Annotated in this window: 19 protein-coding genes; 12 read left to right on the top strand and 7 right to left on the bottom strand. The window is 64.6% G+C overall.

Annotation, left to right across the window (positions count from 1 at the left end; all coding sequences use genetic code 11):
- Positions 1 to 104: 104 nt before the first annotated feature.
- The gene (locus PT85_RS13150) at positions 105 to 2570 is read right to left on the bottom strand and encodes a glycogen/starch/alpha-glucan phosphorylase (protein WP_039606875.1); all 2466 of its coding nucleotides are present in this window, start codon (positions 2568 to 2570) and stop codon (positions 105 to 107) included.
- 141 nt (positions 2571 to 2711) lie between these two features.
- Here PT85_RS13150 and PT85_RS13145 point away from each other — a divergent pair, with 141 nt between their 5' ends.
- Positions 2712 to 3095, top strand: coding sequence for a Rho termination factor N-terminal domain-containing protein (locus tag PT85_RS13145; protein ID WP_039606874.1), 384 nt, complete (start codon positions 2712 to 2714; stop codon positions 3093 to 3095).
- Here the strand turns inward: PT85_RS13145 and PT85_RS13140 are convergent.
- Positions 3092 to 3718, bottom strand: coding sequence for a hypothetical protein (locus PT85_RS13140; RefSeq protein ID WP_027590325.1), 627 nt, complete (start codon positions 3716 to 3718; stop codon positions 3092 to 3094). The genes PT85_RS13145 and PT85_RS13140 overlap by 4 nt on opposite strands.
- Before the next feature lie 162 nt (positions 3719 to 3880).
- Here PT85_RS13140 and PT85_RS13135 point away from each other — a divergent pair, with 162 nt between their 5' ends.
- Entirely contained in the window at positions 3881 to 4828 is a 948-nt protein-coding gene (locus tag PT85_RS13135) for a LysR substrate-binding domain-containing protein (protein WP_039606873.1), read from the top strand.
- 46 nt (positions 4829 to 4874) lie between these two features.
- On the opposite strand, the gene PT85_RS13130 is transcribed toward PT85_RS13135, so the two are convergent.
- Positions 4875 to 5888, bottom strand: coding sequence for a site-specific integrase (locus PT85_RS13130; RefSeq protein ID WP_082013067.1), 1014 nt, complete (start codon positions 5886 to 5888; stop codon positions 4875 to 4877).
- A 170-nt stretch (positions 5889 to 6058) separates the two neighbouring features.
- Between PT85_RS13130 and PT85_RS18065 the strand changes: the two genes are divergently transcribed.
- The gene (locus PT85_RS18065) at positions 6059 to 7735 is read left to right on the top strand and encodes a DNA-binding protein (protein ID WP_065365669.1); all 1677 of its coding nucleotides are present in this window, start codon (positions 6059 to 6061) and stop codon (positions 7733 to 7735) included.
- 4 nt (positions 7736 to 7739) lie between these two features.
- Here the strand turns inward: PT85_RS18065 and PT85_RS13120 are convergent, their stop codons facing one another.
- On the bottom strand, positions 7740 to 8195 hold the full coding sequence (locus PT85_RS13120; protein ID WP_027590327.1) for a hemerythrin domain-containing protein: 456 nt from the start codon (positions 8193 to 8195) through the stop codon (positions 7740 to 7742).
- Positions 8196 to 8354: 159 nt separating this feature from the next.
- On the opposite strand from PT85_RS13120, the gene PT85_RS13115 reads away from it, so the two are divergent.
- The 5 genes from PT85_RS13115 (at position 8355) to PT85_RS13095 (ending at position 10988) form a co-directional block, all read left to right on the top strand.
- Entirely contained in the window at positions 8355 to 9014 is a 660-nt protein-coding gene (locus PT85_RS13115) for a Yip1 family protein (protein WP_082013078.1), read from the top strand.
- 65 nt (positions 9015 to 9079) lie between these two features.
- Positions 9080 to 9505 (top strand): DUF4142 domain-containing protein, encoded by a 426-nt coding sequence (locus tag PT85_RS13110; RefSeq protein ID WP_234702704.1) that lies wholly within the window; start codon positions 9080 to 9082, stop codon positions 9503 to 9505.
- Positions 9506 to 9625: 120 nt separating this feature from the next.
- Positions 9626 to 9913 (top strand): DUF3509 domain-containing protein, encoded by a 288-nt coding sequence (locus PT85_RS13105; RefSeq protein WP_052199725.1) that lies wholly within the window; start codon positions 9626 to 9628, stop codon positions 9911 to 9913.
- A 98-nt stretch (positions 9914 to 10011) separates the two neighbouring features.
- Entirely contained in the window at positions 10012 to 10533 is a 522-nt protein-coding gene (locus PT85_RS13100) for a hypothetical protein (protein ID WP_039606871.1), read from the top strand.
- A gap of 11 nt (positions 10534 to 10544) precedes the next feature.
- Positions 10545 to 10988: a DUF421 domain-containing protein gene (locus PT85_RS13095; RefSeq protein ID WP_039560281.1), complete on the top strand. Its 444-nt coding sequence runs from the start codon at positions 10545 to 10547 to the stop codon at positions 10986 to 10988.
- 34 nt (positions 10989 to 11022) lie between these two features.
- Here the strand turns inward: PT85_RS13095 and PT85_RS13090 are convergent, their stop codons facing one another.
- The 3 genes from PT85_RS13090 to PT85_RS13080 all read right to left on the bottom strand — a co-directional run bounded on the left by PT85_RS13090 (position 11023) and on the right by PT85_RS13080 (position 13403).
- Complete coding sequence (locus tag PT85_RS13090; RefSeq protein ID WP_027590331.1) at positions 11023 to 11478, bottom strand: PA2169 family four-helix-bundle protein; 456 nt, start codon at positions 11476 to 11478, stop codon at positions 11023 to 11025.
- A 76-nt stretch (positions 11479 to 11554) separates the two neighbouring features.
- Positions 11555 to 12307, bottom strand: a complete 753-nt coding sequence (locus PT85_RS13085) for an alpha/beta hydrolase family protein (protein ID WP_039606870.1) — start codon at positions 12305 to 12307, stop codon at positions 11555 to 11557.
- Positions 12291 to 13403: a DUF3182 family protein gene (locus PT85_RS13080; protein WP_027590333.1), complete on the bottom strand. Its 1113-nt coding sequence runs from the start codon at positions 13401 to 13403 to the stop codon at positions 12291 to 12293. The genes PT85_RS13085 and PT85_RS13080 overlap by 17 nt, the downstream gene beginning before the upstream one ends.
- A gap of 142 nt (positions 13404 to 13545) precedes the next feature.
- Here PT85_RS13080 and PT85_RS13075 point away from each other — a divergent pair, with 142 nt between their 5' ends.
- From PT85_RS13075 to PT85_RS13060, 4 genes are all read left to right on the top strand, one after another.
- Complete coding sequence (locus PT85_RS13075) at positions 13546 to 14541, top strand: D-cysteine desulfhydrase (RefSeq protein WP_039560283.1); 996 nt, start codon at positions 13546 to 13548, stop codon at positions 14539 to 14541.
- A gap of 230 nt (positions 14542 to 14771) precedes the next feature.
- Positions 14772 to 15488, top strand: coding sequence for a PIG-L deacetylase family protein (locus tag PT85_RS13070; protein ID WP_175444362.1), 717 nt, complete (start codon positions 14772 to 14774; stop codon positions 15486 to 15488).
- Between the two features lie 90 nt (positions 15489 to 15578).
- Positions 15579 to 15974, top strand: a complete 396-nt coding sequence (locus PT85_RS13065) for a diacylglycerol kinase (RefSeq protein ID WP_051587413.1) — start codon at positions 15579 to 15581, stop codon at positions 15972 to 15974.
- A 290-nt stretch (positions 15975 to 16264) separates the two neighbouring features.
- On the top strand, positions 16265 to 17260 hold the full coding sequence (locus tag PT85_RS13060; protein WP_407681095.1) for a DctP family TRAP transporter solute-binding subunit: 996 nt from the start codon (positions 16265 to 16267) through the stop codon (positions 17258 to 17260).
- Positions 17261 to 17316 lie beyond the last annotated feature (56 nt).

Raw genomic sequence — 17316 nt, 5'->3', positions numbered from 1 at the left:
AGCCTCTGAAAGCGTGATTTCGCGTAAGTTCGAGGTATTTCTATAGCGATTTGTTGTTAAGAGCCTGCCCTGCGTGGCTTGCGGTAACAAGACGACTGGTCGGTTCAGCCTTGTTCCGGCGGCAGGCTGGGACTCACTTTCCAGATATCCGCCGCGTACTCGCGAATGGTGCGATCCGAGGAGAACCAGCCGGCCCTCGCGCAGTTGAGAATTGCCGAACGCCACCAGCGGTCGGGCTGGCGCCAGTATTCCTCGACCTGCAGCTGCGCCGCCCAGTAGGCGTCGAAGTCGGCGCACACCATGAAGGTGTCCTGGTGCTGCAGGCCCTGTATCAGGGCCGCATAGCGATGCGGCTCATCGGGGCTGAACACCCCGCCGCGGATGGCTTCCAGCGCCTCGCGCAGGCGCTCCGAGCCGGCGATCAGGCCTGACATGTCCAGCTCGCCGGCATGGCGGCGCAGGTTCACCTCGTCGGCGGTCATGCCGAAGATGAACATGTGCTCGCGGCCGATCTGCTCGCTCATTTCCACGTTGGCGCCATCCAGGGTGCCAATGGTCAGGGCAGCGTTCAGGGCGAACTTCATGTTGCTGGTGCCGGAGGCCTCCATGCCGGCGGTGGAGATCTGCTCGGACAGGTCGGCGGCGGGGATGATGATTTCCGCCAGGCTGACGTTGTAGTTGGGCAGGAACACCACCTTGAGCTGCCCGCGCAGCGTGGGGTCGTTGTTGATGGTACGGGCGATATCGTTGGCCAGCTTGATGATCAGCTTGGCCTGGTAGTAGCTGGCCGCCGCCTTGCCGGCGAAGATTTTCACCCGCGGCACCCAGTCCACCGTCGGGTCGTTGCGGATCGCCTGGTAGAGCGCCACGCAGTGCAGCAGATTGAGCAGTTGGCGCTTGTACTCGTGGATGCGCTTGACCTGCACATCGAAGATCGCCCGGGTATCCAGGTTGATGCCCAGCCATTCCTTGACCAGTCGCGCCAGGGCAGCCTTGTTGCCTTGGCGCATGGCCATGAACTGCTTGCGAAACCCGCTCTTCTCGGCCCAGGCCTCCAGGTCGCGCAGCCGTTGTTCGGGCGCATCCAGTACCGATTCGCCGAGACGCTCGACCAGCAGGCCGGTCAGGGCCGGGTTGGCCTGGTACAGCCAGCGCCGGAAGGTGACGCCATTGGTCTTGTTGTTGATGCGCTCCGGGTACAGCCCGTGCAGCTCGCGGAACACGGTCTGGCGCATCAGGTCGGTGTGCAGCGCCGATACGCCATTGATGCTGTGGCTGCCGAGAAAGGCCAGGTTGCCCATGCGCACCCGGCGCCCCTGGTCTTCCTCGATCAGCGACACGGCGCGCAGCAGGCCGAAATCATGGATGTCCCTGGCGCGCAGCGCGTCGATGTGCTCCGCGTTGATCAGGTAGATGATCTGCATGTGGCGCGGCAGCAGTCGCTCCATCAGCGACACCGGCCAGGATTCCAGCGCCTCGGGCAACAGCGTGTGGTTGGTGTAGGACAGGGTCGCCACGGTCAAGCGCCAGGCCTCGGCCCATTCAACGTCGTGCTCGTCCACCAGCAGGCGCATCAGCTCGGCCACGGCGATGGCCGGGTGGGTGTCGTTGAGCTGGATGGCCACCATGTCCGGCAGGCGTTCCAGCGGGTAGTGGCTGAGGTGGCGGCCCAGCAGGTCCTGCAGCGAGGCGGAGACGAAGAAGTACTCCTGGCGCAGGCGCAGCTCCTGGCCGGCCTCGGTGACATCGGCCGGATACAGCACTCGGGAAATGCTGTCCGCCTTGACCGCTTCGGCCACCGCCCCCAGGTGGTCGCCGGCGTTGAAGCGCTCCAGCTGCAGGTAACGCTCGGCGCGCGAACGCCACAGGCGCAAGGTATTCACGCTGTGGCGTCGCCAGCCGATGATCGGCGTGTCGTAGGCAATCGCCCGAACGGTGTCGTTGGGCAACCACACCTGGCGGCTGTTGCCGTTGTCGCCGGTGCTCATCACGCTGCCGCCGAAGCCCACCGTGTAGCTGACCTCGGAGCGCTCGAATTCCCACGGGTTGCCGAACTCCAGCCAGGTTTCCGTGTGCTCGTGTTGCCAGCCATCGATGAGTACCTGGCGGAACAGCCCGTGCTCGTAGCGGATGCCGTAGCCGTGGGCCGCCACGCCCAGAGTGGCCATGCTTTCCATGAAACAGGCAGCCAATCGGCCCAGGCCGCCGTTGCCTAGCGCGGCATCCGGTTCCAGTTCGCGGATCTCCTCGAAGTCCACCCCCAGGTCGTGCAGTGCCGCACGGGCCGTGTCCAGCAGGCCCAGGTTGCTCAGGTTGTCGACCAGCAGGCGACCGATAAGAAATTCCAGCGACAGGTAATAGACGCGCTTCTCCTCGCTGCGGTCGATCTGCAACGCCGCGTCTTCCCAGCGGTCGATGATGTGGTCGCGCGCCGCCAGCGCGGTGGCTTCGAACCAGTCATGGGGGCAGGCCGAGGTGATGTCCTTGCCGGTGGCGTACTTGAGCTTGTCGAGAATGCGCGCGCGAAAGGCCTCCACACCTTCGCTGGGCTGGTCGGCGGGCTGGGACATGGTGCGTTCCTCGCTGCGAATCGGGATGGACTGTCATTCTGAAAGCCGATGCGGGCTGACGGTTCCCGCCCCGCCTGTCCGGCCGGGCAAACCGAGGGCGCGGAGTGGGGATCGAAGGGGTTTGTTCCTGGAGTCACCACCATGCCTCGTGGCAGTAAAGACAAGTACACAGCCAAACAGAAGCGCAAGGCCGAGCACATCGAGGACAGCTACAAGGCCAAGGGCGTTTCCGAGGATGAAGCCGAGGCCCGCGCCTGGGCAACAGTCAACAAGCAGTCCGGCGGCGGCGAGCGCGCCGGTGGCTCCGGACGCAGGAAGAGCGCTGCGGCCAAGGCCGATGATCGTGAGGAATCGGCCCGGCGGGCCGTGGCCACCCGGCGTGGCGTACCCCGTGCCCGCTCGGCGCCTGAGCGGCAGGAGAAGACCCGCGCTCAGCTGATGGAGGAAGCGCGGGCCAAGGACATTCGCGGGCGTTCGACAATGCGCAAGGCTGAGCTGATCGAGGCGCTGAAGCAGACGGGTTAGCTGCGTACCGCCCCGGTGGCCAGCGCGATCTTGCGCCGCGCGGTCGCCGCTTCGCGTTGCAGGAAGGAACCCGAGGCGACGGCGGACAGCAGGATCATCACATCCCCCAGCAACTCGGACATTTCCTCGAAGAACACATGGTGCGGGATGCTGCCCAGCACCTGTTTCTCGAACACATCGCCCAGCAGCAGGAAGCCCAGCCCGCTCAGCAGCAGCAGGCCGGCGCGCGAGCGGGCGAAGTCCAGGCCACAGCGCAACTGCGCGCGAAAGCCGGCGAACAGCGCGCACAGGCACAACAGGATCAGCCCGATCCCCAGCGAGAGGTTGCGGCCGCTACCCGAGCCCAGCAGGATCAGCAGATCCGGAATATCCAGGGTTTCGACGTCGACTTCGCGCAGTACGAAGCCATAGCACAGCAAGGCGCAGAACAGGACCACCAGGCGTCCCGTGCCCTTCTCCCAGATCGCTGTAGCGAGAAACATCAGGCAGGACAGCGCCAGCAGGACGGCCTGCAGGGTTTCCAGGATGCCATTCTCGGCGTAGACATTGACGTTGCCTTCCACGAACAGCGAATAGGTGGCCAGGGCGCCAAAGCCGAGCCAGGCGCCCAGGATAGCCGACACGACTGTCTTCTCATCGAACCTTCTATCGAACATCGCATACCTCATGACTACCCGGGGGAGTACCTGCCCGGATTGGGCCGGTCACTATACTTACAAGGCTTCTGTAGACAATGGACTCGAAATGCTAAGGTGTGTTGCATTTTTGTCTCTTATTGAACCGTCATGAGCAATCTCAGCGATCTCGAACTCTTCGCCCTCACAGTCAAGCACGGGGGATTCAGCGCCGCCTCGCGAGCCGCAGGCATCGAGAAGTCGCGCCTGAGCCGCCGGGTAACGGCCCTGGAAAAACAGCTGGGCGTAGCGCTGCTCCACCGCACCACCCGCACGGTGGTGCTCACCGAGGCGGGCCAGCATTTCCACCGACACTGCCAGGCGACCCTGGAAAGCCTGCGCGCGACCTACGAATGCCTGGCCGAGCTGCAGGCCGAGCCTGCTGGCGTCGTGCGCATCAGTGCGCCGCTGCTGCTCGCCGAAAGTTATCTGGCGCACGTAGTGCCGGAGTACCTGCGTGCACACCCCAAGGTTTCGGTGGTGATCGACGCCGGTGACAGCGATGTGGATCTGTTCGCCGACCGGGTCGATATCGCTCTACGCGTCATTACGCCAGGCAAGGACAGTGAGCCGAGTGGCGTGGTCATTCGCGAGCTGGGACGGTCCTCGCCGATCCTGGTGGCCAGCCCGGATTTCCTGGCCCGCCATGGAACGCCCCGGTCGATCGACGAGCTGAGCGGGCTGCCCTCCATTTGCCGTCCGGAGGAAGTGTCCCAGGGTTCCGGTTACTGGGAGCTGTTTCGTGAGCGCGCAGTACCGGTGGTGGTTCGCCACAATCCGGCGCTAGTAACCCGGAACATCCGGGTGCAACTGGAGGCAGCGATTCACGGCACCGGGGTCGCTCTGCTCCACGGCACCCTGCTCAAGGCCACCCTTCGCGAGGGCCTGCTGGCACGTGTCCTTCCCGAGTGGAACGGCCGAACCAGTGCGCTGGGACTTGCCTACCCGAGCCCGCGCGGCATGCTGCCTTCGGTGCGCAGCCTGATCGACTTCATTCTGCTCACTCTGCCGGGAGTTCTGGATCAGGATTTCTATGCCGAGGCGGGGCGCGGGCGTTAGGTCGCGTTATCGGTCAGCGCCATCTGCAACCCCATCGCGCAGGCTGTTATCCGGGCTCTCCATCCGCGGGGGCCTGATGGGGACCCTCTAGGGGCGGCTTTACCCCGGCAGGCGGCACCTGCCTGGGCAGCTGCGGCCGTTGCTCAACCGCCAGCCCGCCAAACGACGCCGTGGCATCCACATAACGCAGTGCCGACTTCATGTCCTTCCAGCCGACATACTGCATCAGCGCCTTCAGGTCCCAGCCGCTGCCGGCGGCCCAGGTGGCGAAGCCGCGACGCAGCGAGTGGCTGCTATACGCTTCGGCCGGAATGCCGGCCTGCTCCAGGATGCGCCGCAGCAAGGCGATCAGGCTGTTGGGGTTGAGTCCCTCTCCGGCCAGACGCCCCCAGCGGTCGATGCGTCGGAATACCGAGCCGCTGGTCAGCCCGGCGGTACCGATCCAGTCCAGGTAGGCCTGTACCGGGCAGAGCCGGCGCAAGGCCGGCGCCTGATGCGTCACGCCCAGATTGTCTCTGTCGCCCTTGCTGCGCGGCAGGTATAGGGTCATGCCAGAGCCGGCCACCGCCTGGACGTGCTCCACCTGTAGGCGGCACAACTCATCGCTGCGAAAGCCCCGCCAGAAGCCCAGCAACAGCAGCGCGCGATCCCGGCGGGCGCGCAACAGGGCCGCTCGGTTTCCATCCTGAAGGGCCTCTTCTGCCTGGCGTTCCAGATCGTCAGCCACCAGCTGCAACTGTTGCAGCTGCAGCGGCGCAGCCTGCTTTTCCCGGGCTGGATGCAGGCTGCGGATGCCTTTCAGTACCTGGCGTACCAGCGGCGCCTTGGTGGGATCGGGAAAGCCCTGGGTGACATGCCACTGCGACAAGGCCGCCAGACGCAGCTTGAGGGTGTTGAGCGCAAGCGTTCCGGCATGCTCGGCCAGGTAGCGGGCCACGCTGTCACTGGTCGCGGGCAGGAAGCCACCCCAGCTCACCTCGAAGTGCTCAATGGCGGCCTGGTAACTGCGCCGGGTGTTCTCCCGGGTGCCGGCCTGCAGATAGCGCTCGACCTCGCTCATGTCCTCTCCCCTGTACCGCTGTGAGGTCAGCTGTGCCTGAGAACGGCCCTGACCTGTGATAAGCCTCCATTATCTTATCTTTATTCTAGGCTGCATGTTGCGCAGAATATAGCCATACTGGTATGTATTTACGTATTACGTACAAACGCTACGAAATAATAGGAGCACACATGGCACGCAGCGGCATCAACAGGGCACTGGTGCAGAAGGCAAGGGATGCACTGCTCGCCCGTGGCGAGCACCCCAGCATCGACGCCATCCGCGTTGAGCTCGGCAATACCGGGTCCAAGAGCACCATCCACCGTTGCCTCAAGGAGCTGGAGGGTCGGGGGTCGACCATCCAGACCGAGCCTGGCACGCCGATCAGCGAGCGGCTCGGACAACTCGTGGCGCGTCTGGCCGAGGCGCTGGAAGAGGAAGCCGCCGAGGGCGTGGCCGAGGAGCGCGCCGAGCTGGCCCGCGACCGCCTGGAATGGCAGCAGCGCCTGCAGGACAGCGAGGCGCGGGTCAGTCAAGTGCAGACGCAGCACGGCGAGTTGGCCAGCCGTCTCGCCGAGCAGGGCCAGGTAAACAATCAGCTGCGCGACCAGTTGCAACAACGCGAACTGGAGTTGGCGCGCGCCCTGCAGGCCACCCAGGACCTGCAGACGCGCCTGGAGGACCGCGACGGCCAGATCCGCTCGCTGGAAGAAAAGCATCAGCACGCACGGGATGCGCTGGAGCACTATCGCCAGGCCAGCCGTGAACAGCGTGAGCAGGACCAGCGCCGGCATGAAACCCAACTGCAGCAGCTGCAGATGGAGCTGCGTCAGGCGCAGCAGAGCCTGCTGGTCAAACAGGACGAGCTGACTCGCCTGCACCGGGACAATGAGCGGCTGCTTACCGAGTCTGCGCAACTGCGGCGTGAGCAGGAGCGCCTGTCTGCGGAGTTGCCTGCCCTGCAAGAGCGCCTTGCCCAGGCCGGAACCTCCGTGCAGGTGCTACAGGTGCGTCTGGAGACTGCGCAACAGGAGGTGAAGAAGTTGGGGGTCGCGCGCATGGAAGACGCCGAGCGTTTGCGGCAGGCGCACGTGGAGCTGTCTCGCCGAACGGCACCGGACCTGTACCGGGCGTTGGCGCTACGCCCAGACGACTGCCGCCCCCTGCTGGAGGCGGTCCTGCCACTGGCAACGGATGCGGGCCAGCGTCTGCAGCAGGCATTTCCCAGCGATGCCGAACGCCTGCGCACGGAGCGCGAAACCGAGTTGCATCTGAAAGAGCGCCTTGAAGCCCTGCTGCCCTGCCAGGCGGAAGGCAGCCAGCGGGCGGTCTGGCTGGTAGACGGCTGCGTGGGTGCCGCCTTGCATGGCGGCGCCTTCAGCATCGCGCTGTTGCGTGATGGCAAGCCCGTGCTGGCACTGGTCATGGCGCCGAGCGACGAACAGGGGCAGGCCGATTGCATCGCCTGGGCGTCTGGGCTGGAGGGCTTGCTGCGTAACGGTACTCCGGTAACCTCTGCCCTGCCTCGCCTGCGGCTGGATAAGGGCGCGCAGGTGCTTTCAGATCGGGCGGACGAGCGGCTGCGGCAATGGAGTGCGCCGGCGGAGCTGATGCTGGTGCCGCATCCCGCCTACCGCCTGGCGCGCGTTGCCGCCGGTGACGGGGTATGCGCCTTGGGCAGCCAGAGCGTGCCGCAACGAAGCCTGCGCGCCGCGCTGGCTCTGCTCAAGGCGGCTGGAGGCGTGCTGTTGGACCCCCGCGGGCAATTGATCGAGCCGGGGCGCGAATCCCTGGACGGCTTCTGGGCCGGCGCCTCCAGTGCCTGCGCCCTGCTGGTGGAGCGCAGCCGGCAGGTGCGGCTGCGCTGACGGTTCACGAGGCTTTCTTGAGCCCCTTTTTCATGCTTTCCATCTCCAGACCGAGTTCTTCGAGGCGCGATTTGCCCAGCAGCTTGGTCGCTTCGGGGAAGAGTTCCCCCTCTTCTTCCTCGATGTGGTGTTCGAGCAGTTCCTTGAGAACCTTCACCCGGCCGGTGAACGGAAGGCTTGCCGGGTCGGTCTGCAACAGGTCCGGCAGCACCAGCGCCTCGACGGTCCGATGCTCCTCGCGGGCCTCGGCATCCATGATGGCGGCATCCTTGCCGCCTGCCTGCTTGTAGGCGGGATAGAAAAGCTGCTCCTCCAGCTGGGTGTGGATGGACAGCTCCAGTTCGATCTTGTGCAGCAGCTCCTGACGGGTCTTCACCGCCCGTTCGGTGGTCGCACTCAGCTGTTCCAGCAGCTTGCGCACGGTTTCATGGTCTTGTTTGAGCAGCTCGATGGCATTCATTCGGTCTCTCCACGTCATATCACCCTCACGGTAGGGAGCAGACCGCCAGGCCACGCCAGCGGTTCGTGTACCGGGATGGATGGCTGCCTCCCGGCCCGGCCTCATGAACCTATCGGTCCCAGGGTCGTCAATCAGTCATCCGTGCTGCGAGGTCAGATCATGCTGAACACGCTGCCCCGACTGCTGCACGCTCCAGCAGGTGCCTGGCTGGATATTCGCAAAAGGGCTGATCGTCACCCGTGGGGGTTCGCGCCCGTCCTGCTCGGACTAGCGCTGTTGCCGGCGATCTGCACCTATATCGGTGCGGTCAAGGTCGGCTGGAGCTTCTTCGGCGAGAACGATGTTCGCTACCTGGACCCGCGCAGCGGATTCAACCTGGCGCTGATGTGCTATCTGGCCTTCCTGTGCGGTGTTCTGGTGATGGCAGTGCTGACCCGCTGGGTGCTGTACCGCACGGCGTCGCGTCCGACGCTGCCGGAAAGCCTGACCTTCAACACCGTCGTGGCCGTACCCCTGATGCTGGGAGGCCTGGCTGCCCTGCATCCGGAACGCTGGCTGTTGCTGATCGTGGCGGTACTGACCAGCGGCGCATCCACGTTCCTGCTTTTCGTCGGGGTGCCGGTCTTCATGCGCATGACGCGGCGGAAGTCCCTGTTCTACACCGCCTGCCTTCTCGGTTTCGGCTTCCTGGCGCTGCTGACCACGGCCTTCATGTTCCTGGAGTTCTGGCTGGAGACCTTCATGACCAGTGAGTACCGGACGGAGCCGGCGCTCCCTCTCGACGATCCCATGACCCCATCGCAGGAGAACGCACCATGAAACACCCTAGGTTGCCCGTTGCCGGGCTTTCCTTGTTGCTTACCGCTGCGTCGGCCTGGGCGGATATGAGAGCACAGGACTTCGTCGACAAGGCGTCGGCTGCCGGCATGGCGGAGATCGAAGCTGCCCGTTTGGCCCTGGAGGAAGGCCGTTCCGCGGAGGTAAAGCGCTTCGCCGAGCGGATGATCAAGGATCACACGGCAGCCAACGAGGACCTCAAGGCCCTGGCCAGCCGCAAGCAGCTCGAGGTTGCCAACGCTCCCGATGCCATGGACAAGGCAAAGACCATGCTCCTTGAATTGCGTGAGGGCGAGAACTTCGATGACGCCTACGCCCGGAACCAGGTCAATGCCCATGAGCAAGTGGTCGAGCTGTTCCGAGAAGCGTCGCAGAGCCTCGACGACCGGGAGCTGCAGGCGTTCGCCAAAGAAAAACTGCCCGCGCTGGAGGAGCACCTGGAAATGGCCCGCAAGCTGGCCGGTGACCAATAAGCCCGGCCTCCCGCTGGAAACCAGGCGCTGCGTGGGCTACAGCCGGTCGCTCGGGCCTGGGAAGGCTCAGTCCCCTGCTACAGTGAATGAGTCACTGCTGAATCACAGAGGGACGGCAACATGTCAAAACAAGAAAGCCCTATCGATTACCTGATCGAAGTGCTCTCCAAGGACTACCGGATCACCCGCGAACTCCGACCGGATGCTTCACTGGTCCTGACGCTTCATCGGCGCTCCGACGACGTCCAGGTGCTGCGTCGGGTGGTGACGGCGCAGGAGCAACGCAATCCCGTGCTCATCAACGATGTGCTGGAGCGCGTTCGCCGCGACCTGCTTGCTCACCAGGGTCCCCTGCAGAAAAGCCATATCGGCTACTTCCACAAACGCCTCCAGTTGCCCTACTTCTGATCACCGGAACGGGGCGGTGTGCCGCCCCCATCCGGCCTTTCCTTGGAATCATTCGCCGTCGCGCTTGCCCAACGAGCAGTGTCCGTTAGGAGCGGGACATGCCGCGATCTCCCGAAGCGCCAGAGGATGACTTCAGACCCCGCGATCATCCCGTCGAGGATGACATCGCCTTCCAGCGCAAGGCCTGGAAAGTGGAGCGGGTCGGCTGGGCGTGCCTGCTGGTTCTGGTCGTGTTCGCCCTGCTGGGGTTATTTTCCAATGGTCCCTTGAGCGACCGACGCCTGACAACGCCCGACGGCACCCTGCAGGTCGATGACCAGCGCTTTCTCCGCCAGGGCGGACGCAGTCCCCTGCGACTTGCCCTGCAGGGCGAGCCGGGCGCCACACTGCAGGTCGTGCTGGAGGCGCCGTTCCTGGATACCCACCGGATCGAGGCGCTTGAACCGCACCCGCTGGAATCGGGTAGCGCACAAGGTGGGTTGCGCCTGGCGGTGCGCGCTGACCGGGACGGCCGCGCAACCCTGCACTTCAGCCTGCGACCGGACCGGACGGGAGCGACCCACCTGACGATACGGTTCGGCGAGCACCGACTGCGGCTCTGGCAGTTCATCTATCCCTGAAGGAGGTGACCATGGACGTGGTGCTGCGTGCGGCATCCCTCTATTTCGCCCTGATGGTGCTGTTTCGCCTGGCGGGGCGCCGCTCGCTGGCGGAGATCACCCCGTTCGACCTGATCCTGCTGCTGGTGATTGGCGAAGCCACCCAGGAAGCCCTACTGGGCGATGACCATTCCTTTTCCAACAGCCTGCTGGCGATCTGCACGCTGGTGGTTCTCGACGTCGGGCTGTCGATGCTCAAGCTGCGCAGCAAGGGGACTCAGCGATGGCTGGATGGCACGCCGACGCTGCTGGTCGAACATGGTCGCCCGCTCAGGGCGCGCATGGTGGAGGCGCGCCTCCAGGATGAGGACATTCTTCAGGCGGCCCGACAGGGCCAGGGACTGGAGCACATGGAGCAGATCAAGTACGCGATCCTCGAACCCAACGGGAAGATCTCGATCATCCCCTATTCGTAGGGGTGGCAATGCCACCACCCCCTCGTCAAGACGCTCAGCCGTTGGCCCGCGCCGCGTTGCGCAGGGCGCGCACTTCGTCATGGTTGCGCAGCACGCCTTCATACTGACGTTGCACAATGGCCCTGACGTCTTCCGGCAGTCCCTTTTCCAGGGCCTTCTGGTAGCTGCGCTTGGCGACATCCTCACCGCGCTCGCACTCGTTGAGGATCGACTCGTCATCCTTGCCGGTGATCAGCGACTTCAGATCGACCCAGCGACGGTGCAGATCGCCGCCAACGCTGGTGTCGGTTTCCGGGTTGCCGCCGCGCTGGCGGACCAGTTGCTGCAGCTCCGCCGCGGCCTCAGCGCACTGCTGCGCACGGGTATGGAACAGGCTCTTGAGCTCGGGGCGGCGGACATCCTCGGCACAGGTACGAAAGCCGGCCTCGCCGTCCTTGCAGGTTTCAATCAAGTCATTGAGTACGGAAACGGTCTGCTTGTTATCGGTCATGGTGCCTCCTGGGAAGTACGTTGCCCTTTCCCTGACTGCTCGCGCGGCCGGCGGGTTCTATGCCCGGGATCACCGGTCAGTCACGTACCAGACGCAGGCGCTCGCCCACCACCATCTCGGTGATCCAGTTGACCAGGATGTTGGTGTACGACTCCTGCGCGACCCTATCGCTGAGCGAATGGTCGGCGGAATCGATGATCCGGTGGCTCAGGGAATGCGCCTGGCGGAAGGCGGTGCGATAACTCATCAGGGTCGCGTGGGGCACGTGTTCGTCATGCTCGGATTCAACTAACAGCACATCGCCGCGAAACTCGGCGCAGGCTCGCAGCGCCCGGTTGTCCGCCACCGGTATCGGATGGCTGCGGTAGTGGGCCAGGTCGGCCTTGTCCAACTGCCGCTTGGGTGTTCCCCACTGGGCGTCCCGGTAGATGGCCGGCACGCGCAAGGCCAGCCATTTGACCGGACGCAGGCTGGTGAGGATGGTCGCCAGGTAGCCGCCATAACTGGTGCCCACCACGGCGATGGCATCGGTGTCGATCGCCGGGTGACCGCGCAGGCGGTCGTAGGCGGCCACCAGGTCGCGCAGATTGTCTTCCCGCGACACCTGGCACAGGCGCGCCTCGGCACTGGCGTGGCCGCGCAGGTCAAAGGTCAGGCAGATGCAGCCGAGCCCGGCGATGCCCTTGGCGCGCGCCAGGTCGCGCTGCTGGCTACCGCCCCAGCCGTGCACGAACAGAACGCCTGGCACACGGGTGCGTGGGGTGAGGAATGTCCCCTCCATGAACTCCTGCTCCACCTGGATCTGGATCGTCTCACTTCGGGCCGTCATAGGGTTCCACCATGGCGTACTTGAGCAAAAAACCCACTTCAGCGTCCTTGCCACGGAAGATCACCGTGGCGTTGGCGGGCAACGGTTTATCCTCGAAACGCTCGAAAGACGAGGCGCGCACTGCACGCAGTCGCGGGTTGTCGATGAAGGCTTGCAGGGCGGCCACCTCGGCGCTGGTGGCGCCGCCGATGCGCCAGGATTGCTCGAGTATCCCGGCGCGCATCTGACCCTGCAGGTCGAGGCCTTGCACCGTGTCGTAGTTGCGCCGCGACGCGAAGAAACCGGGCAGCAAGGCATCCGCCGCTGCATCGAAGCAGCGGGCCTGGGCGATGGCCAGGCGCACGGGGTCGGCCAGGTCCAGCGTGAGCAGCGCGTCGTAATCGCCCTGCACCACCACCAGGTCGGAGCCGCCATAGGCAAGCTCCCCGGCATGGTCCGGCGTCACGTGCTGGGTGCCGAAGTAGCTTAGCAGCCGGCCATCAATGGATAACTGACCGACACTGAAGGTCTGGCATTCGGCCAGGTCCTGCTCGAAGACCACCCCGCCTTCCAGCATCGCGTCTCCATTTGGCTCGCCGAACCAGGCGTGCAGCTCATCCATAGCGGAGATTTGCCACTGTTCCCGGCCGCCGCTGGCCCGCGCCGCCTTGACGCGTACGGTGCCGTGCGGCAGTAGCTGGCGCACAGCCACTTCGGCATCGTCCCGGGAAAACACGCTGAACCCCGGCAGCGCGCACTCGTGCACGCGGGTTGCAAAAGCCTCGCTCCAGCCTTCGGGGTGGATGGCCCGAGGCGAGACCAGCGGATGGGCGATGATCTTGCTGGCCATGAAATCCCGCTCCACATAGCCGCCGAACAGATCGTCCGGCCCGTGCACGTTGAGGGCGCGGGCCTCCTCTGGTCCCTTGAGGGTCTGAGCAGGCACCAAATAACAGCGGTGTCCGGCGTGCAGGCGCGGATCGAAGTCCCCGCCGTATTCCAGACCGCGAATGCTGGCCAGCCAGCGGGCGATGAACCGGGTGGTTTCGCGCTGGTGCCGTGGCGCCCTGGGGTTATTGATGTGGGACAGAACGATCGGCCGTGGGGTGACGGGCATGGCAGTTCTCCCTGCAAGCGGCACGAAAGAGGCTGTGCGTGAGTGAATGACCATGACGACCGGGGCCAGTTCGTCATGGACGGGTCAACGCCGACGGTGGCTTGCCTATAGTCAACGGGGATCGCCCCTGGGAGTCACCACCATGCTGAATGCGGCCCTGCAGCGCTTTTCCCGCCTGGAGCTAGTGCCCTCCGCCACCCCGCTGGAACGCCTGGAGCGTCTCTCCGCCCACATGAACTGCGACATCTGGGTCAAGCGTGATGACCTCACCCCGCTGGCAATGGGCGGCAACAAGGTTCGCAAGCTCGAATACCTGGGCGCCGATGCGCTGCGGGCCGGCGCCGACTGCCTGGTGACCGCTGGAGCCATACAGTCCAATCACGTGCGCCAGACAGCCGCTCTGGCCGCCCGGCAGGGCATGGCATGCCACGCCCTCCTGGAGAATCCCCTGGGCGCGACACAGGCCTGCTACCTGGGCAATGGCAACCGACTGCTGCTGGACCTGTTCGGCGTAACGGTAGAAACGGTCGCCACGCTGGGCGATCCGGACGCCCAGCTGGAAGCGCTGGCCGAGCGCCTGCGTGCTCAGGGCAAGCGACCCTATGTGCTGCCCGTGGGCGGTTCCAATGCCTTGGGTACCCTGGGCTATGTGCGCGCCGGGTTGGAGCTGGCGCAGCAGATTCACGCCCTCGGGCTGCGCTTCGCCGCCGTGGTTGTCGCCTCCGGCAGCGCGGGGACCCAGGCAGGTCTGAGCCTGGCACTGGCCCATGAAATGCCGGAACTTCCGGTCATCGGCATCACCGTGTCGCGGCCGGCAGATGCGCAGCGCCCCAAGGTCATGGGGCTGATCGAGCGCTGCGCGGCCCTGCTGGGCGTCGATGTGCCGCACCCGCTACAGGTGCAGCTGTGGGACGAGTACCACGGCCCCTGCTACGGCGAGCCAAACGAGGGAACCCAGGCGGCACTGCACAAGCTTGCGCGGTGTGAAGGGCTGCTGCTCGATCCGGTCTACACCGGCAAGGCCATGGACGGCCTGCTCGACGGCATTGCCCTGACTCGTTTTGCAGAAGGTCCGGTGCTATTCGTACATACCGGTGGTACACCCGCCCTGTTCGCCTATCACCCCGCCGCGGGCTGAGTTTGCTCGCAAGGCCGTCTGTCATTTCAGTGTCATCACCGCGTGGGTTGGGCGAACTTCGTCCGTCAGCGCCTGCCTCACCTTCAACGCGGCCACGGGATCAAGGAAGAGCGGATCAAGTTTTTCCGCCGCTGGCCGCCAATACGGGTGTGGGTCCGTTTCTGACGGCGGCCGGGTTGCGGCAAGCGCAAGGCGGACCTCGCACCAATGGAGGTCGAATGGAAATGGACATGCATTCGCGCAACGCCACCAAGGCCCCTCCCTGGAAGGCTGTCGGTTGCCATCAGCTGGATCGGATACCGCTGATCGAATTCGACACGCTGCTACGCCCCTTCCAGCGGGCCGTGATTCTGGCGACACATCCCTTTGACGAAGTGCTTGCCTGCGGCGGTCTGCTGCAGATTCTCAGCCTGCGCGGTCATGCCCTGCAGCTGATCTCAGTGACTGACGAAGCCTATGGCCCGGACGACCTGCCGCAGGGACGCAGCGTCGCGCAAGCGCTGGAAAATTCCGACTCGCTGCGCCGCCTGGGCATTCCGCCACTGCAGATGAAATGGGTGCGCGGCCGATTTATGCCGAACCAGTTGCGCCCCGACAGCCTGCTGGACTTCCTGCTGCGCTACCTGCGCCCCGGTGACGTGGTCTTTGCCCCCTGGCGGCTGGATGGTGATCCGGACCGCGAGACAGTAGGCCGTGGTGCACACGCGGCTTGCGAAATGCTGGGGGCTCGTCTCGTGGAAATGCCTATCCAGGCCTGGCAATGGGCATCCGGCGAGGATGGCAACCTGCCCTGGCGGCGTTCATGCAAGCTGGTACTTGATCATCCGACGCTGGCGCGCAAGCGCCACGCCATCAAATTCCAGACATCCGGACCGATGGACTGGCTTGCGTACCGGTCGGACGAGCGCTGGCATCTGCAACTGCATTACGAGCTGTTCATTCTCTGATCGGGCGTTGGATGCCCCTGCCAAGGAAAGGGCAACTCCGCTAGACTTGCGTTCATTTTTCCGGGCTCGCTTGCCCTTGTTGGAGTCTTCATGGAGAAGCTGAAAACCGCGCCGGCCGTGGATGCCGGACAGCTCAAGGGCCGTACTGGCCTGGCGCGTATTCTCAATGCCACCGGTTATTCGATGGCCGGGTTGAAGGCGGCCTTTACGGGGGAAGCCGCCTTCCGACAACTCGTCCTGATCAATCTGGTGCTGATCCCCCTCGCTTTCTGGCTGGATGTTACCCGCGCCGAGCGCGCCATCCTGGTAGGGGTGGTGTTTCTGGGACTGATCGTGGAAATCCTCAACTCTGCCATCGAGGCCGCGGTGGATCGCATTTCCCTGGACATTCACCCGCTGGCCAAACGCGCCAAGGACATGGGCAGCGCCGCGCAATTCCTGGCACTCAGCCTGATCGCGCTGGTCTGGAGCACCATCCTGCTCTGAGGTCGCGTCCTCGTGTGCCCGATGTCGGGCGCATGAGGCGCAACGTGGCGAAAATACGCCCATTTTTGTTAGTCCGGCGGCGAACGCTCGCCAACTACCTGACTCGTCTGTTCAGCTGAAAACCCGCGCTCACCCTTAGATACGTGCGTTCGCCGCCAAAACGGAATCATTCTCCGCCGAAATCAGGATTAGTTACGGAACCTGGCACAGGCCTTGCGAAATGCACCCGCCCGACCGTGACCGCAGGTCCCGGCCGGAGCTCCTATCCCCAGAACAAAAAAGGAAACTCCGTGATCAAGACAGTCCTGGCCGTCTGTCTCGGCATCGCCGCCCTGGCGGGTGCCGTCGAGGCGCAAGCCGATCCGATCCTCATCAAATTCTCCCACGTGGTCGCCGAAGACACCCCCAAGGGCAAGGGGGCACTGCTGTTCAAGCAACTGGTCGAAGAACGCCTGGGCGACCAGGTGCAGGTTGAGGTGTTCCATAACTCCAGTCTTTACGGCGACGCCGAAGAACTGGCCGCCCTGCGTGACAACAAGGTGCAGTTGCTGGCCCCCTCGCTGGCCAAGTTCGAGACCTACACCCGCCAGCTGCGGGTCTTCGATCTACCCTTCCTGTTCGATGGCCTGGATGCGGTGGACCGATTCCAGAAGCGCGCCAAGGGGCGGCAGTTGCTGTACTCGATGGAGCAGCATGACATCCTGGGGCTGGCGTACTGGCACAACGGCATGAAGCAGCTGTCCGCCACCCGTCCGCTACGCCTGCCTGAAGACGCAGCCGGCCTGAACTTCCGTATTCAACAGTCGGAGGTTTTGGAGACCCAGTTCAATCAGGTGGGCGCGCTGACCACCCGTCTGGCCTTCTCCAAGGTGTTTGATGCATTGGCCAGCGGGCAGGTGCAGGGAGCGGAAAACCCCTGGTCCAACGTCTACAGCCAGCGCTTCCACGAAGTGCAGCCGTACATCACCGAGAGCAACCATGGCGTGCTGGATTACATGCTGGTCACCAATGCGCGCTTCTGGTATAGCATCCCGCACCGGATCCGCACGCAACTGGAAGCCATCATCGACGAGGTGAGCTATGCGGTGAACCGGGAGGCCGCCCGGCTCAATGCGCTGGACCGGCAGCGCGTGGCGGAGTCCGGGCACAGCCAGATCATCAGCCTGAGCCCTCGAGAACGCGAGGCTTGGCGGGTCGCCATGGAACCGGTGTGGAGGCATTTCGAAGCGGACATCGGCCCCGACGTGCTCAGGGCCGCGCGAGCATCCAATCTGCGCGAGGAGTAGGCCCCGTCGGCAACTAGGGTGGACAACGTGTTCCTTGTCCACCGTTACGCTGAGGT

The sequence above is a fragment of the Pseudomonas flexibilis genome, from assembly GCF_000806415.1.
GTDB classification, from domain to species: domain Bacteria; phylum Pseudomonadota; class Gammaproteobacteria; order Pseudomonadales; family Pseudomonadaceae; genus Serpens; species Serpens flexibilis.
The sequence above is the reverse complement of the archived record's forward strand: the minus strand, read 5'-3'. Positions and strand labels throughout refer to the sequence as shown.

Bases quoted from the DNA above. Each gene is read 5' to 3' on its own strand.
- PT85_RS13135 (WP_039606873.1), top strand. From the start codon at position 3,881: ATGAGCAATCTCAGCGATCTCGAACTCTTCGCCCTCACAGTCAAGCAC.
- PT85_RS13090 (WP_027590331.1), bottom strand. From the start codon at position 11,478: ATGACCGATAACAAGCAGACCGTTTCCGTACTCAATGACTTGATTGAA.
- PT85_RS18065 (WP_065365669.1), top strand. From the start codon at position 6,059: ATGGCACGCAGCGGCATCAACAGGGCACTGGTGCAGAAGGCAAGGGAT.
- PT85_RS13120 (WP_027590327.1), bottom strand. From the start codon at position 8,195: ATGAATGCCATCGAGCTGCTCAAACAAGACCATGAAACCGTGCGCAAG.
- PT85_RS13105 (WP_052199725.1), top strand. From the start codon at position 9,626: ATGTCAAAACAAGAAAGCCCTATCGATTACCTGATCGAAGTGCTCTCC.
- PT85_RS13110 (WP_234702704.1), top strand. From the start codon at position 9,080: ATGAGAGCACAGGACTTCGTCGACAAGGCGTCGGCTGCCGGCATGGCG.
- PT85_RS13095 (WP_039560281.1), top strand. From the start codon at position 10,545: ATGGACGTGGTGCTGCGTGCGGCATCCCTCTATTTCGCCCTGATGGTG.
- PT85_RS13075 (WP_039560283.1), top strand. From the start codon at position 13,546: ATGCTGAATGCGGCCCTGCAGCGCTTTTCCCGCCTGGAGCTAGTGCCC.
- PT85_RS13150 (WP_039606875.1), bottom strand. From the start codon at position 2,570: ATGTCCCAGCCCGCCGACCAGCCCAGCGAAGGTGTGGAGGCCTTTCGC.
- PT85_RS13145 (WP_039606874.1), top strand. From the start codon at position 2,712: ATGCCTCGTGGCAGTAAAGACAAGTACACAGCCAAACAGAAGCGCAAG.
- PT85_RS13070 (WP_175444362.1), top strand. From the start codon at position 14,772: ATGCATTCGCGCAACGCCACCAAGGCCCCTCCCTGGAAGGCTGTCGGT.
- PT85_RS13085 (WP_039606870.1), bottom strand. From the start codon at position 12,307: ATGACGGCCCGAAGTGAGACGATCCAGATCCAGGTGGAGCAGGAGTTC.
- PT85_RS13115 (WP_082013078.1), top strand. From the start codon at position 8,355: ATGCTGAACACGCTGCCCCGACTGCTGCACGCTCCAGCAGGTGCCTGG.
- PT85_RS13100 (WP_039606871.1), top strand. From the start codon at position 10,012: ATGCCGCGATCTCCCGAAGCGCCAGAGGATGACTTCAGACCCCGCGAT.
- PT85_RS13065 (WP_051587413.1), top strand. From the start codon at position 15,579: ATGGAGAAGCTGAAAACCGCGCCGGCCGTGGATGCCGGACAGCTCAAG.
- PT85_RS13080 (WP_027590333.1), bottom strand. From the start codon at position 13,403: ATGCCCGTCACCCCACGGCCGATCGTTCTGTCCCACATCAATAACCCC.
- PT85_RS13130 (WP_082013067.1), bottom strand. From the start codon at position 5,888: ATGAGCGAGGTCGAGCGCTATCTGCAGGCCGGCACCCGGGAGAACACC.